The 14985-nt window shown below is 61.7% G+C and carries 11 protein-coding genes and 2 pseudogenes; 9 read left to right on the top strand and 4 right to left on the bottom strand.

The window, feature by feature from the left end:
• A partial coding sequence (locus AC1D1Z_RS27355) for an NAD(P)/FAD-dependent oxidoreductase (protein WP_477852166.1) occupies positions 1 to 597 on the bottom strand: 597 nt, incomplete at its 3' end.
• 131 nt (positions 598 to 728) lie between these two features.
• Here AC1D1Z_RS27355 and AC1D1Z_RS27350 point away from each other — a divergent pair.
• The gene (locus AC1D1Z_RS27350) at positions 729 to 1184 is read left to right on the top strand and encodes an Rrf2 family transcriptional regulator (protein WP_018246270.1); all 456 of its coding nucleotides are present in this window, start codon (positions 729 to 731) and stop codon (positions 1182 to 1184) included.
• 7 nt (positions 1185 to 1191) lie between these two features.
• On the opposite strand, the pseudogene AC1D1Z_RS27345 reads toward AC1D1Z_RS27350, so the two are convergent.
• Positions 1192 to 1311 (bottom strand): annotated as a pseudogene (locus AC1D1Z_RS27345) (class I SAM-dependent methyltransferase); the annotation flags it as partial.
• Between the two features lie 350 nt (positions 1312 to 1661).
• Here AC1D1Z_RS27345 and AC1D1Z_RS27340 point away from each other — a divergent pair.
• On the top strand, positions 1662 to 3452 hold the full coding sequence (locus tag AC1D1Z_RS27340; RefSeq protein WP_018246268.1) for an ABC transporter ATP-binding protein: 1791 nt from the start codon (positions 1662 to 1664) through the stop codon (positions 3450 to 3452).
• Positions 3453 to 3528: 76 nt separating this feature from the next.
• Here the strand turns inward: AC1D1Z_RS27340 and AC1D1Z_RS27335 are convergent, their stop codons facing one another.
• Positions 3529 to 4008, bottom strand: coding sequence for a class I SAM-dependent methyltransferase (locus AC1D1Z_RS27335; RefSeq protein ID WP_018448791.1), 480 nt, complete (start codon positions 4006 to 4008; stop codon positions 3529 to 3531).
• Positions 4009 to 4182: 174 nt separating this feature from the next.
• Here AC1D1Z_RS27335 and AC1D1Z_RS27330 point away from each other — a divergent pair, with 174 nt between their 5' ends.
• A complete protein-coding gene (locus AC1D1Z_RS27330; RefSeq protein WP_477852164.1) occupies positions 4183 to 5409 on the top strand; it encodes a DUF3095 domain-containing protein in 1227 nt (408 codons plus the stop codon).
• Here AC1D1Z_RS27330 and AC1D1Z_RS27325 read toward each other — a convergent pair.
• Positions 5399 to 6736, bottom strand: a complete 1338-nt coding sequence (locus AC1D1Z_RS27325; protein WP_446986956.1) for a nucleotide sugar dehydrogenase — start codon at positions 6734 to 6736, stop codon at positions 5399 to 5401. The two genes, AC1D1Z_RS27330 and AC1D1Z_RS27325, sit on opposite strands and share 11 nt — an antisense overlap.
• 454 nt (positions 6737 to 7190) lie before the next feature.
• Between AC1D1Z_RS27325 and AC1D1Z_RS27320 the strand changes: the two genes are divergently transcribed.
• From AC1D1Z_RS27320 to AC1D1Z_RS27295, 6 genes and pseudogenes are all read left to right on the top strand, one after another.
• On the top strand, positions 7191 to 8534 hold the full coding sequence (locus AC1D1Z_RS27320; protein ID WP_446960700.1) for an adenylate/guanylate cyclase domain-containing protein: 1344 nt from the start codon (positions 7191 to 7193) through the stop codon (positions 8532 to 8534).
• Positions 8535 to 8688: 154 nt separating this feature from the next.
• A complete protein-coding gene (locus tag AC1D1Z_RS27315) occupies positions 8689 to 10584 on the top strand; it encodes an ABC transporter ATP-binding protein (RefSeq protein WP_018448787.1) in 1896 nt (631 codons plus the stop codon).
• Complete coding sequence (locus tag AC1D1Z_RS27310; RefSeq protein ID WP_018448786.1) at positions 10578 to 12485, top strand: ABC transporter substrate-binding protein; 1908 nt, start codon at positions 10578 to 10580, stop codon at positions 12483 to 12485. The genes AC1D1Z_RS27315 and AC1D1Z_RS27310 overlap by 7 nt, the downstream gene beginning before the upstream one ends.
• Positions 12486 to 12488: 3 nt before the next feature.
• Complete coding sequence (locus AC1D1Z_RS27305) at positions 12489 to 13487, top strand: ABC transporter permease (protein ID WP_018448785.1); 999 nt, start codon at positions 12489 to 12491, stop codon at positions 13485 to 13487.
• Positions 13487 to 14659, top strand: a complete 1173-nt coding sequence (locus AC1D1Z_RS27300; RefSeq protein WP_477852162.1) for an ABC transporter permease — start codon at positions 13487 to 13489, stop codon at positions 14657 to 14659. The genes AC1D1Z_RS27305 and AC1D1Z_RS27300 overlap by 1 nt, the downstream gene beginning before the upstream one ends.
• 96 nt (positions 14660 to 14755) lie before the next feature.
• Positions 14756 to 14985: pseudogene (locus AC1D1Z_RS27295) on the top strand (hypothetical protein); the annotation flags it as partial.

The raw sequence follows: 14985 nt of genomic DNA, 5'->3' as shown, positions 1-14985 counted from the left end.
CAATTCGACGATAGGGCTGCGTTCGATCCGAACGCCCCGGGCGCTCAGCTTCAGCAATTGCTCTTCATCGGGCTCGAACAGCGCCTGGGTGAAAAAGGTCGTTGCTCCCCAGTCCGGAATCATCATGGCCGAATGGGCCGAATGCGGATGGTTTGCGAGAACGCCGAGCTTGCCGCCGCCCACCTCGTAACCGTGGCAATAGGGGCAGTGCAGCGCGGAGCGGCCCCATCGCTCCTTGAGGCCGGGGATCTCGGGCAGCGTGTCGCTGACGCCGGTTGCGAGCACGATGCGCGCGGCTCGTTCTTCGCCGCCGTCTTCGGTGCCGACAATGAACGCGTCACCATCCCTCCGTGCCCGAACGACTTTCCCCTGGCGGATGGTGATGGTCGGATAAAGCGAAAGCTGCTGCTTTCCCTCTTGCATGATCGCCGCCGGCGTTTGGCCGTCCTGGCCGAGGAAGCCGTGCGACGCTTCAGAAAACCGATTGCGCGGCGCGCCGGCGTCAACCAGCAGAACCCGCCGCCGTGCCCGGGCCAGCTGCATCGCTGCCGACAAGCCGGCGAAGTTTCCGCCGATGACGATGGCTTCGAACGACATGGAACTCTCCCTTGATATGGAACTCACGACTCAACATAAGTTACATGATCTGGCGCCGTCAAGCATCATGTTACTTGTCTTGTTACGATCCGCTTGCGATAATGACCCGCCCGATCGACAGGAAGAGAACCATGCGCAACGACAGCCGCCTTTCACGCATGCTGCACGTGCTGATCCACATGGATAAGCACCAGCACGCTTCGACCTCCGACATGATTGCGAAAATGCTGAACACCAATCCCGTCGTCGTCCGCCGCACCATGGCCGGTCTTCGCGAACAGGGCTACGTCCGCTCCGAAAAAGGCCATGGCGGCGGCTGGACGCTGGTACGTCCGCTGTCCGAGATCACCCTGCTCGACGTCTACAACGCCATCGGCGAACCGCATCTCTTCGCCATTGGCCCGGCCGACGACCAGCCGCAATGCCTTGTGGAACAGGCGGTGAATGTCGCCCTTGGCGACGCGATGAAGGAAGCCCAGGCCCTGCTGCTGCGACGATTGGACAGCGTGACGCTGGACAAAATCGCAGCCGACTTCGAGGCAAAACTGACCGCGCTCCCGGCCACATCCTATTCCTGCGCTTCTTGAGCGGGGATTACGTCCTGCGGTAGAGGAAATAACGGCCCTCCTTCACGTCGGCAGGCAGAGGCAGAAGCTCGGGGTGCTCCAGCGGCAGACCACCGACGGCGCCGCCGCTACGGGCGAGCACGCCGGCCCAACCGTCTCGTGGCAAGCGCACAAGGTGTGTCGTTTCCGCATCACTTTCCGTAAGGTTGCAAAAATCCGCTTGGCAATGGCGCATTGCTTCGGTACAAAACGCTCACCGCTTTAGTTCGAACACAAGGGAGGCGTTGCATGCCAGCAATCATCGAAACCTTCCCGTGCGGAATGTCCCGACGCTAGGTCATTTCCATTCGCGGCCCGCCTTAAGCGCGCCCGACATGCGGTTTTCCCTTAATTCATAGCCCGATTGATCTGACGGGATCATTTCGTCTCCCGCTTGGGCTGTGCCATCCAACTCTCTATTTTGAGGACCGGTCGCCGACACGGCGCCGAGCGATTAAAATGACTCGCAAGAAGCTCGATTTCCGCGCCGATGCCTATCGCCATGTGCTCGGCTTTGTTTTCCATCATTGGCGCCATCGGCCTGTCTTGGTGGGCGGTATCATCGTGTTGGTGATATCAAGCACCCTGGCAGAAGTCATGGTGCCGGTTTTCTCAGGCGAGATCGTCGATGCCATTGCCGGCGGCAATGCGGCTGACCGGGCGCTGCGCGCCTTCGTCATCGTCGTGGCTCTGGGCCTGACCAGCGTGGCACTGCGCTGGTTCATCTTCAACGGCATCATCCGGCTGACGCTGCGCACCATGGCGGATGTGGTCAATAACGGTTTCCACAAGGTGCAGCGGTTCTCGACCGACTGGCACGCCAACAGCTTTGCCGGTTCGACGGTGCGCAAGATCACCCGCGGCATGTGGGCGCTCGACGCGCTTAACGATCTGCTGCTGGTAGCGCTGCTGCCGTCCATCGTCATGCTGGTCGGCGCCAGCATCGTGCTCGGCAGCTACTGGCCCATCATGGGCCTGATCGTGGCTGCGGGCTCGCTGATCTATATCGGTGTCACCGTGGCGCTTTCCATGGGCTTCGTGTCGCCGGCGGCAAGGCTTGCCAATGCCTGGGACACCAAGCTTGGTGGCGCACTGGCGGATGCCATCAGCTGCAATTCGGTGGTCAAGGCCTTCGGGGCCGAGAGCCGCGAAGAGACGCGACTGGGCCAGGTGCTGGCCAGATGGGACAGCCGCACGCGGCGGACATGGAAGCGCGGCACATTGAGCGGCACGATCCAGGGCTTCATGATGGTTTCCATGCAGGCCGGTATTTTGGGAACGGGCCTGGTGATGTGGCAGCAGGGGCTGGCGACGCCTGGCGACATCACCTTCGTGCTGGCCATGTTCTTCGTTCTGCAAGGCTATCTGCGCAATGTCGGCCAGGACATCCGCAATCTGCAGCGTGCCGTCAACGACATGGAAGAACTGGTGCTGCTCGACAAGATGCCGCTTGGCATCGAGGACAAGCCGAACGCCAAGCCTATCAAGATTGGCGAGGGCGAGATCGTCTTCGATCGCGTCACCTTCCAATATGGCGCTCATCCCACCCCGCTTTATGAGGATTTTTCGGTCATCATCAAGCCGGGTGAGCGCGTGGGCCTGGTGGGGCATTCGGGCTCCGGCAAGACCACCTTCGTCAAGCTCATCCAGCGCCTCTATGACGTGAACTCGGGCGCAATCCGCATTGACGGGCAGGATATCGCAGGTGTTAGGCAATCCAGCCTGCGCGGCCAGATCGCCATCGTGCAGCAGGAGCCCATTCTGTTCCACCGCACGCTGGCGGAAAACATCGCCTATAGCAGGCCGAACGCCTCGCGCCGCGAGATCGAGCACGCAGCGAAACAGGCGAGCGCCCACGACTTCATCATGGACCTTCCCAAGGGCTATGAGACACTGGTGGGGGAACGCGGCGTCAAGCTGTCGGGCGGCGAGCGGCAGCGTGTCGCCATTGCCCGTGCCTTCCTGGCTGATGCGCCGGTGCTGATCCTGGACGAAGCGACATCGAGCCTCGACAGTGAGAGCGAAGTGCAGATCCAGCAGGCCATGGAACGCCTGATGAGCGGCCGCACGACGCTTGTCATCGCGCACCGGCTGTCCACGGTGCGAGCGCTGGACCGGCTGCTGGTCTTCGACAAGGGAAATATCGTTGAAGAAGGCGACCACCAGGCGCTGATCCGGCTTAACAACGGTATCTATCGCCGGCTGTTCGAACGGCAGGCGCTGGAGCTGACCAAGGGTCTGGTGGCGTGAACCGAAACACTACAGCGCCCCGCTTCTTTTCAGACGCGTAAGGACGCTGTAGCACTTTGAATTGCGGCAGATTCCTTTACGTCCTCCGATAGAGGAAATAACGGCCTTCCTTGATCCCGTCTGGCAGCGGCAGCGCCACCAGCTCGGGATGCTCCAGCGGCAGCCCGCTGACGGCGACACCGTTGTGGGCAAGCACGCCGGCCATCAGCTGTGGCAACCACGTCAGTGTCACCGCGTCGATCTCGTCATGGCCGGTGCCGATATCGGCATGGGCAAGGGCTGCACCGATGCCGACGAAGGCCTGGCCGGACTCGCGGATATTGCCAGTGACCATGTCTTGCGCCTCTGGTGTCGAGGCCGAATAGGAACGGACTTCCCAGTCGAAAGCGACAATGCGCCGGCCGGGAAAGTTCTCGCGCAGGTGATCATAGGTGCGGCCGTTGCCAAGGCCGAACTCCAGAACCGGGCCCTCAATTTCCCCCACCAGATCGATGATCGAGTTCAGAATGTCGCGTTGAGCCGTCAACCGGCGAATGAAGCTGTCGAGGCGGCTCATCTAATCCGTATCCGTCATGAAATCGTTAGCGGTCCTGGAGCAATTCCAGCAAAAAGTGCGGCAGCGGTTTTGCGTTCGGAATTGCGTAAAAACAAAAAGATAGAGCGTTTCCGAGTGTCCCGGAAACCAGAAAAGGCTCTAACACATGAAACCTCGCCAAGTCGATTGCCGTAAATGGGAATTGGCGTTGCAGTGGCAACATGGGTCTGTGCTAAGCTCGATGACATGAAAACCGTGACCGACGAAGATTTCTTTGCCGAAGTGCCGCTCTTCAGCGAATTCGAGGGCGTGACCGACGCCGCCAACTACCGGCCGCTGCCGGATGGATGGGTGATGGCGCTCGCCGATATCGTCGGCTCGACGCAGGCGATCGGCGCCGGCCGTTACAAGGACGTCAACATGGCGGGCGCCAGCGTCATTTCAGCGGTGTTGAATTCCGTCGGCAAGGGCGACTATCCCTTCGTCTTCGGCGGCGACGGCGCGCTGATCGCACTTCCGGGTTCACTGGAGGCGGCGGCACGCGAGGCTCTTGCCGCCGCGCAGGTCTGGGTCGAGGAGGATCTGAACCTGGTGCTGCGCATCGCCATCGTGCCGGTCGCCGACACCCGCRCCGAGGGCCTCGACGTCCGCGTCGCACGTTACTCCGCAAGCCCTTATGTCACCTATGCGATGTTCTGGGGCGGCGGCACCAGCTGGGCCGAAAGACAGATGAAACTCGGCCGTTACGGCATTGCCCGCGCGCCCGCTGGAACCCGCCCGGATCTCACCGGTCTCTCCTGCCGGTGGAGCCCGATCGATGCTAGAAACGGCGAGATCGTCTCGATTATCGCCGTGCCCGGCGAAGGCCGGCCAGGCCGGGAATTTCAAGAGCTCGTCAGCGGCATCGTCGCCATCACCACCGAGCAGAACCGGGACAGCCATCCGGTACCGGCCGATGGTCCGGACCTTGCCTTCTCGCTGCATGGTATCAATCGCGAGGCCAAGGCCACCGCGCCACCGCGCCGGCGGTTGTGGCAGAAGCTCTTCATCTTCCTGCAGCTCGGCATCACCGTCGCGTGCTACAGGCTCGGCATTCCGCTCGGCCGCTTCGATGCCCGCCGCTACAAGCGCGACGTCGCCGACAATTCCGATTTCCGCAAGTTCGACGACGGGCTGAAGATGACGATCGACGTCGACGCCGAACACCTGAAGCGCATCGAGACTTTGCTGCAACAGGCCCAAGCCAAGGGTGTGGCCCGCTACGGCCTGCATCGGCAATCCTCAGCGCTGATGACCTGCTTCGTGCCGACGCCGATCGCGCGCGATCACATCCATTTCATCGATGGCGCCGCCGGCGGTTATGCGGTGGCCGCCAGCCAGATCACCGGCAAGTCGCTTTCGGCTGTTTCCGTCACGCCTTGATGACGTGATCGGCCGAGAGGCCAAGCCGGTTGAAGACGTTGCGCGTGTCGACAATCAGCGAGGCGTTTTTTGCGAGCGTCGCATAGTCCACCTTGTCGTGGTCGGTCGCGACCAACACCGCATCGTAGCCGGCGATGGTCTCCGGCGTCAGCGCCACCGATTTGCGGCCCTTCAGCGCCTGGTATTCGCGCGTCGGCGGGATCTCGGCGACGAAGGGATCGTGATAATCCGCCCGTCCGCCACGCTCCTCGATGATCTCGATCAGCCGCAGCGACGGGCTCTCTCTTATATCAGCGACGTTCTTCTTGTAGGCGAGCCCGAGCACCAGCACCTTGCTGCGGCTCAACGCCTTGCCAGCGCGAATGTCGAGCGCCTCCGCAAGCTTGCCGACGACATGACGCGGCATTGCCGAATTGATCTCGCCGGCAAGTTCGATGAAACGGGTCGGCAGCTCGTATTCGCGCGATTTCCAGGTGAGGTAGAAGGGATCGATCGGGATGCAATGGCCGCCGAGACCGGGGCCGGGATAGAAGGGCATGTAGCCGAAGGGCTTGGTCTTGGCCGCATCGATGACCTCCCAGACGTCGATGCCCATCGCCGCATAGACGGTCTTCAGCTCGTTGACGAGGGCGATGTTGACCGAGCGGAAGATGTTTTCGGTGAGCTTCACCGCCTCKGCCGTCGCATTCGAAGAGACCGGAACGACGGACGATACGGCCGCGCCATAGAAGGCCTTCATCAGCGCCAGCGCCTCGGCCCCGTCGCCGGCGACGACCTTCGGGATCGTCGCGGTATGATAGTGCTGGTTGCCGGGATCTTCGCGCTCCGGCGAGAAACCGACGAAGAAGTCTGAGCCGGATTTCAGCCCGGTGCGTTCGAGAATGACCTTTACCACATCGTCGGTCGTGCCGGGATAAGTGGTCGACTCCAGCACGACGAGCTGACCGGTGCGCAGGTGCGCGGCGATCGAGCGCGACGTCGCCTCGACGAAGGAAAGATCGGGATCGCGATGCTTGGTGAGTGGAGTCGGCACGCAGATGATGATGACGTCACACTCGTCGAGGCCGGCGAAATCGATCGTCGCTTTGAAGCGTCCCGCATCGATCTCGGCGGAAAGTGCTGCGTCGCTCACCGCGTCGATATAGGAGCGGCGGGCATCGAGAGCCACCATCTTGCCTGGATCGATGTCGAAGCCGGTGACCGCAAAGCCGCTGCGCGCCACCGCCATCGCCAGCGGCAGACCGACATAGCCGAGGCCGATGATACCGGCACGCGCCGCGCGGGTTTCGATCTTCTGCAAAAGCGTATCGAAGGAGGAGAAGGCCAAGGCGGGATCTTTCAAACGGGGAAGAGAAGGCTGATCTAATGCATGATCTGGGCAAATTAAACCCGGGCTCCGTCTCTCCGGTGACGAGAGGAGCAGAAAACACGGCCGCGACCCCTTGCGATGCTTATCGGATGTGGCTGACCGGGTGTGGCCGAAATGACTCGGTGACGGCCCTTGCTGCAACTTGAGCGCACAAAAAAATGCGCATCCCATTGTTTCGCATTTGCAGCATCCCTATTTTGACTTTTGATAATGAACCACCTGGAAAGGACAACCCGTCCGATCTCCCGATATGGGGAGCTGAGGGGCGCCGCTGCCGGGCTTTCGGCAGATCCGTTGACACAATAATACCGCTCGTACATCCTGATTTCCTTGTGACCTGCGCATGAAAATGTGCCGGCCGAGGGACTTTTGGCTCTTGGGGATGGCGTGCCTTATGAGGATCATACCGAGAATGAGCACGATCGAATCCAGCGTGTCCTCCATCCTGTTGGACCGGGTCGCTGAATGGCTGACGAACTCTTCGCTGGCCGGAGACGAGCTTGAAAATATCGTCCGCGGTTTCTGCGAAAGGCTCACGGCTGCGGGCCTGCCACTTGCGCGCGTGCATCTTTCTTTCTCGATGCTGCATCCGCTCTACGACGCGCTCAGCTTCACCTGGCGGCGCGCCAGCGGCGTCACCATCGAGGGCTTCCGCATGCCCGCCGGACAGAAGCCGGATCGCTTCCTGCAGAGCCCTTATTATTACCTGCTCGACAACAATCTGCAGCACATCCGCCGCCGGCTGATGCAGGATGGGCCGAACGAATTTCCCATTTTCGAGGACCTGCGTAAGGACAGCATCACCGATTACCTGGCCTTCGTGCAGCCCTTCGGCGACGGCTCGGTGCAGGGCATGATGGGTTCCTGGTCGACGGACCATAACACCGGCTTTTCCGACGACATGATCGATGCGCTGCTCAGGATGCAGAACCATCTGGCGGTCGCCGCCAAGATGGCGGTGCTGGGCAAGCTCGCCAACAACATGCTGACCACCTATCTCGGCGGCGACGCCGGCAAGCGGGTGCTGAACGGCCAGATCCGCCGGGGCGACGGTGAGACGATCCGCGCAGCCCTCGTCATGGGCGACATGCGCGAATCCACCATGTATGCCGAAAAGGAAGGCCGGCAGGCCTATATCGACACGCTGAACCAGTTCTTCGATGCGATCGCCGCCCCCTTCAACCGCAATGGCGGCGAGATCCTGAGTTTCCTCGGCGACGGCTTCCTCGCCGTCTATCCTTGCGGGCGCCACAAGGACCCATCGAAAATTGCCTGCGAGGCAGCGCTTTCGGCCGTCCACCAGGCGCAGGCGCGGGTCGCCGAGCTCAACAGGGACCGTGAGCAGAAAGGCCTGTCCAGGGTCGGCTACGGCATCGGCCTGCATGTCGGCAATGTCATGTTCGGCAATGTCGGCCTCAAGGACCGCCTGACCTTCTCCGCCTTCGGCTCGGCGGTTAACGAGGTCCAGCGTCTGCAGATCCTGACCAAGAAATATGGCCGCGAGGTCGTCGCCAGCCAGGCCTTCGCCGGTTATTGCGGCGGCGAATGGACGACGCTCGGCGAAGAGAAGCTGCGCGGCATCCGCCAGAAGGTCACGGTGCTGCAGCCTCGCGCGCCGGCGCCTGCAATCAATGTCGACGAGAGCTTCCGCGAGGCCGTGCAGAACGGACTTTCAGAAGCCGAGCAGGTCATTCTCCTGCATCGCGACGCCAAGAAACAGGTCAAGCGCACCAGCATGGAGAAATTCATCCAGTAAGAGCTTACAACCCCTCTCATAATCTGCGCGTCTCGCCTGGGGAACTTCGGCGGGACATGCTGGTTTTTCTATGATTGTCATCAGCTAGACACCCCGTTTGCGGTACGATAGTGTGCCTTAACGGGAACATAGAAGACTGGGGAATTTCATTGGTATGGCGTCTGCGGCAGATCTGTTGCGTATTGAAAATCTCGACGTCTCCTTCTCGGTTTTCGGTGACCGGTTACGCGTCGTAAAAGAAGCCAATCTTCGCATCCTTCCGGGCAAAGTCACCGCTCTCGTCGGTGAATCCGGCTCCGGAAAATCGGTGATCAGCCAGTCGGTCATGGGCATCTTGCCCAATCCGGCCAAGGCCTCCGGCCGAATCCTCTTCACCGATCCGCTCGACGGCAGCACGACCGATATCCTGTCCTTTCCGCGCGACAGCGAGGAAATGCGCGACCTGCGCGGCCGGCGCATGGCGACGATCTTCCAGGAGCCGATGACCTCGCTCTCGCCGCTGCATACGATCGGCAATCAGATCAGCGAAGTGCTCCTGATCCACACCGAAACCGACAAGCAGGAAGCGCGCGAAAAGACCGAGGAGATGCTCGGCCTGGTCGGCTTTTCCAACCCGCATCGCACCTACGACATGTATCCGTTCGAACTGTCCGGCGGCATGCGCCAGCGCGCGATGATCGCCATGGCGCTGATCTGCAAGCCGGCGCTTCTGATCGCCGACGAGCCGACGACGGCGCTCGACGTGACGATCCAGGCGCAGATCCTCGAATTGCTCCGCGAGCTGCAGGCCAAGCTCGGCATGGCCATGCTGCTCATCACCCACGATCTCGGCATCGTCGCCAACATGGCCGACGAGGTGGTCGTCATCTATCACGGCGAGATCATGGAGGCCGGGCCGGTCGAGGATATCTTCCGCAATCCGCAGCACCCCTATCTCAAGGGCCTGATGGCCGCCGTTCCGCATTTCGACATGAAACCCGGCGAGCGGCTGAAAGCGCTGCGCGAGGTAACGGTCAATCTCGAGTCCCTCGTCGGCAAGAAGAAGCCGCTCCAGGCAGAGACGCCAGGCATCCTGCTATCCGTCGCCAATCTCTCGAAGACTTACAAGACGCGCAAGCGGAGTTTCTTCGGTAAGCACGAAGCCACCGTCTTGCGCGCCGTCGACGACGTCAGCTTCGACATCCGCCGCGGCGAATGTCTTGGCCTGGTCGGGGAATCCGGTTGCGGCAAGACGACGCTCAGCAAGATCCTGATGCGCGCCATCACGCCGGACAGCGGCGCCGTGGTGTTCAACGACGGCAAGGAGGTCGTCGACGTCCTCTCGGTCAAAGGCTCCGAACTGCAGGACATGCGGACCAAGATCCAGATGGTGTTCCAGGATCCGGTCTCCTCGCTCTCGCCGCGCATGACGGTGCGCAACATCCTGAGCGAACCGCTCGAGATCCATGACCGCGGCGACAGTGACGAGCGCAAGCGCAAGGTCGAAGGATTGATGGCGGCAATCGGCCTCGACAAACGTTATCTCAGCCGTTACCCGCACAGTTTTTCGGGCGGCCAGCGCCAGCGCATTGGCATCGCCCGCGCACTCGCGCTCGGCCCGAAGCTCGTCATCCTCGATGAGCCGGTTTCGGCCCTCGACGTCTCCGTGCAGGCGCAGATCCTCAACCTGTTGAAGGACCTGCAGAAGGAGCTGGGGCTTACCTATCTCTTCATTTCGCACAATCTCGCCGTCGTCGATTACATGGCCGACCGCATCGCGGTGATGTGCAAGGGCCGCATCGTCGAAATCGCGCCGCGCGAGATCATCCTGCGCGATCCGGTGCACCCGTATACGAAATCGCTGCTTGCCGCCGTCCCCTTCCCCGATCTCGACCGACCGCTCGATTTCAAGGCGCTCAGGGAGAACGGCGCCGCCGACAAGCAGAACTGGGGCGTGACCTTCACCGCCGAGCATGACGACGCTTCCGAACTTGCCTATGCCGACCTCGGCGACGGCCATCTGGTGCGCGCCCGCAAGGGCGCCGATGCCAAGGAGTTGCGTGGATGGTGACGCGTCGCACATTCCTGGGCGGCCTCGTCGGTGCGGCGATCGCGCCCGCGGTGTTGAGGGCACAACAAGCCGCCGAACCCGAATTCCTGAAGGAGCGGCTGACATCAGGCAGCCTGCCGCCGATGGCCGAGCGCATTCCGCTGCGCCCACGCATCGTCAATCTGAAGGAGATGGGGCTCGAACCCGGTGCCTACGGCGGCACGGTGCGCACCATCATCGGCAGCCAGCGCGACATCCGCTTCATGACGATCTACGGCTATGCCCGCCTGGTCGGCTACAACAAGCACCTGCAATTTCAGCCGGATATTCTGGCCGGTTTCCAGTCCGAAGACGACACGGTCTTCACCTTCACGCTGCGCGAGGGCCATAAATGGTCCGACGGCCAGCCGTTCACGGCCGACGATTTCCGCTACTGGTGGGAAGACGTCATCCTGAACGACAAGCTGACGCCCGGCGGCGGCGCGCTGGAGCTTCGTCCGCACGGCAGCCTGCCGCGCTTCGAGATGCTCGATCCGCTGACCGTGCGCTACACCTGGGAAAAACCCAACCCGATGTTCCTGCCGACATTGGCAGGCCCCCAGCCGCTCGTCATCTTCGGCCCTGGTCATTATCTCAAGCAGTTCCACAAGAAATTCCAGCCGGACCAGGCGAAGATGGACGAGCTGATGAAGACCTACCGCGTCAAGAAATGGCAGGATCTGCACATCAAGATGGCGCGTTCCTATCGTCCGGAAAATCCGAACCTGCCGACGCTCGATCCCTGGCGCAATACGACGCCGCTGCCGTCCGAGCAGTTCGTCTTCGAGCGCAACCCGTTCTTCCACCGCATCGACGAGACCGGCCGGCAGCTTCCCTATCTCGACCGTTTCATCCTCAACGTCTCCTCGTCGTCGATCATCGCCGCCAAGGCGGGTGCAGGCGAAGCCGACCTGCAGGTAACCGGCATCGATTTCAACGACTACACCTTCCTGAAGGAGGCCGAGAAGCGCTTCCCGGTGAAGGTCAATCTCTGGAAGCTCGCGCGCGGTTCGCGCATCACGCTGCTGCCGAACCTCAACTGTGCCGATGAGGTGTGGCGCGGCCTCTTCCGCGATGTGCGCCTTCGCCGCGCTTTGTCGCTGGCGATCGACCGGCACGAGGTCAACATGGTGGCTTTCTACGGCCTCGGCACGCCAAGCGCCGATACCGTCCTGCCCGACAGCCCGCTTTTCAAGCAGGAATATGCCGACGCCTTCGTGAAGTTCGATCCCGACGAGGCCAACCGCCTGCTCGACGAGCTCGGCTTGACCAAGCGCGACGACGACGGCATCCGACTGCTGCCCGACGGACGGCGCGCCGAGATCACCGTCGAGACCGCCGGCGAGAGCAATCTCGATACCGACGTACTGGAGCTGGTGCACGACCACTGGGCCAATATCGGCCTTGCGCTTTATACCCGCACCTCGCAGCGCGACGTCTTCCGCAACCGCGCGATGAGCGGTTCGATCATGATGTCGATCTGGTACGGCCTCGACAATGGCGTGCCGACGGCCGACATGTCGCCCGCAGGCCTTGCGCCAACACTCGACGATCAGCTGCAATGGCCGCTCTGGGGCATGCATTACCTCTCCGCGGGCCAGGAGGGCGTCGCACCGGATCTGCCTGAGGCTGCGGAACTGGTCGACCTGCTTAGCCAATGGGGCTCGACGGCGAAATTCGAGGAGCGCCAGGTGATCTGGCACAAGATGCTGTCGCTCTATACGCAGCAGGTGTTCTCGATCGGCCTCATCAACAGCACGCTGCAGCCGATCCTTCGCGCCGCCAAGCTGCAGAACTTGCCGGAGAGAGCGCTCTACGGCTTCGATCCCACCTCCTATCTCGGCGTCTATATGCCGGATGCATTCTGGTACAAGGAGGCCTGAGGCGTGCTCAGATACATTCTCTGGCGCATCGCCGCCATGGTGCCGACGCTCTTCGTCATTTCGGCGCTGGTCTTCACCATCATCGAGCTGCCGCCGGGCGACTTCTTCGAGAGCCAGATCGCCGAGTTGCGCGCCTCCGGTGAGACCGCCAATCTCCAGGAAATCGAGGAGATGCGCCAGCAATACGGCTTCGACAAGCCGGAGATCGTGCGCTATTTCTATTGGGTCGGCGGCATGCTGCACGGCGATTTCGGCTATTCCTTCGAATACCAGCTGCCGGTCTCCGACGTGGTCGGCGATCGTCTGTGGCTGACGATGCTCGTCTCCTTCACGACGATCCTGCTCACCTGGCTGATCGCCTTTCCGATCGGCATCTATTCGGCCACGCACCAGTACAGCTGGGGTGATTACGGACTGACCTTCCTCGGTCTGATGGGCATCGCCATTCCGAACTTCATGCTGGCGCTGATCCTGATGTATTTCGCCAATATCTGGTTCGGCATCTCGATCGGCCATCTGATGGACCAGCAATATATCTCGGCGCCCATGAGCTGGGAGAAGGCACGATCGATCCTCTCTCACCTCTGGATCCCGGTCATCATCGTCGGCACGGCAGGCACGGCCGGCATGATCCGGCGGCTGCGCGCCAACCTGCTCGACGAGATGCAGAAGCAGTATGTCGTCACCGCGCGCGCCAAGGGCCTGCCGCCGCTCAAGGCGCTGGTCAAATACCCGCTGCGCATGGCGCTCAACTTCTTCGTCGCCGATATCGGCTCGATCCTGCCGTCGATCATCTCGGGCGCCGAGATCGTCGCGATCGTGCTGTCGCTGGAGACGACAGGGCCGATGCTCATCAAGGCGCTGCAGAGCCAGGACATGTATCTCGCCGGCTCCTTCCTGATGTTTCTGGCCTTCCTCAACGTCATCGGCGTGCTGATCTCCGACATCGCGCTCGGCTTCCTCGATCCCCGCATCCGTCTGCAAGGCAGGAGCACCAAATAATGTCGCCCCTTCCCGCACCCGGCGCGCCGCTTCCGCATTACGTCTCCACAGCTCCTTTCGATCCGCGTGCGACCGAAAGTATGACGGCAGCGCAATCGCGCATCCATCTCGCCTCGCAAAAGCAGCTGATGTGGTGGAAGTTCAAGCAGCACAAGCTGGCCTTGATCTCCRGCATCTTTCTCGCCGCCGTCTACCTGATGATCCTGATCGTCGAGTTCCTGGCGCCCTACGGGCTGCACACGCGCAATGTCGATTTCATCCACGCGCCGCCGCAACCCATCCACTTCTTCGACAAGGGCAGCTTCGTCGGTCCCTTCGTCTACGGCCGCAGCATGACGCTCGATATCGACACGCTGCACCGGGTCTATACCGACAAGACGAACGACGTGCAGCCGATCCGCTTCTTCTGCCGCGGCGATGCCTRTAAGTTCTGGGGCGTTGTTGCGTCGAACTATCATCTCGTCTGCCCGGCGATCGGCGGGCAGATGTTCCTGCTCGGCACCGACCGGCTCGGCCGCGACGTCCTCTCGCGCATCCTCTACGGCGCGCGGATATCGCTGACGATCGGTCTGATCGGCATTTCGATCAGCTTCGTGCTCGGCATCGTCATCGGCGGCCTTGCCGGTTATCGCGGCGGCATTTTCGATCTCATCGTCCAGCGCCTGATCGAAGTGCTGCAATCGCTGCCGAGCCTGCCGCTGTGGATGGCGCTGGCCGCCATCATGCCGGTGACCTGGAGCCCGATCGTCATCTATTTCGGCATCACCGTCATCCTCGGCATCATCGACTGGACGGGGCTGGCGCGTGCCGTCCGCTCCAAACTCCTGGCGCTGCGCGAGGAGGATTATGTCCAGGCCGCACAGCTGATGGGCGCCAGCACGCCGCGAATCATCGGCCGGCATCTGGTGCCGGGCTTCATGTCGCATCTCATCGCTTCGGCGACGATTTCAATCCCCGGCATGATCCTTGGGGAGACCGCGCTCTCCTTTCTCGGCCTCGGCCTACGTCCGCCGATCACCAGCTGGGGCATTTTGCTGACCGAGGCAAAAAGCGTCAGCGTCATCGCCTTCTATCCATGGCTGCTCTATCCGATCATTCCTGTTGTTCTTGTCATTTTGGCGTTCAACTTTCTGGGAGACGGCTTGCGTGATGCGGCAGATCCCTACAAATAGCAGGAAACGCGGCAGCGCATCACGGCACCGCCCCCACCTCTTGGCCTCCGGACGGTGGGGGTACTAAGTATGTTGCTCACCCCAGAAGGGATGCCCATGTCCAGACGTCTCGAAGATGCGCGCATCCTCATGTACAGCCACGACACCTTCGGTCTCGGCCATCTGCGCCGCTGTCGCGCCATCGCCCATGCGCTGGTCGAGGATTATCGCGGCCTCAACATTCTGATCATTTCGGGTGCCACGATCGCCGGCGCATTCGATTACCGCGCCCGCGTCGACTTCGTGAAGATCCCAAGCGTCATCAAGCTGCGCAACGGCGAATATAC

It is taken from the genome of Rhizobium sp. P1_E1 (genome assembly GCF_056406015.1).
This window is presented reverse-complemented; position numbering and strand designations above follow the sequence as displayed.

Excerpts from the sequence above, each read along its gene's own strand:
- AC1D1Z_RS27350 (WP_018246270.1), top strand. The coding sequence starts at position 729 with ATGCGCAACGACAGCCGCCTTTCACGCATGCTGCACGTGCTGATCCAC.
- AC1D1Z_RS27340 (WP_018246268.1), top strand. The coding sequence starts at position 1,662 with ATGACTCGCAAGAAGCTCGATTTCCGCGCCGATGCCTATCGCCATGTG.
- AC1D1Z_RS27335 (WP_018448791.1), bottom strand. The coding sequence starts at position 4,008 with ATGAGCCGCCTCGACAGCTTCATTCGCCGGTTGACGGCTCAACGCGAC.
- AC1D1Z_RS27320 (WP_446960700.1), top strand. The coding sequence starts at position 7,191 with ATGAGCACGATCGAATCCAGCGTGTCCTCCATCCTGTTGGACCGGGTC.
- AC1D1Z_RS27315 (WP_018448787.1), top strand. The coding sequence starts at position 8,689 with ATGGCGTCTGCGGCAGATCTGTTGCGTATTGAAAATCTCGACGTCTCC.
- AC1D1Z_RS27310 (WP_018448786.1), top strand. The coding sequence starts at position 10,578 with ATGGTGACGCGTCGCACATTCCTGGGCGGCCTCGTCGGTGCGGCGATC.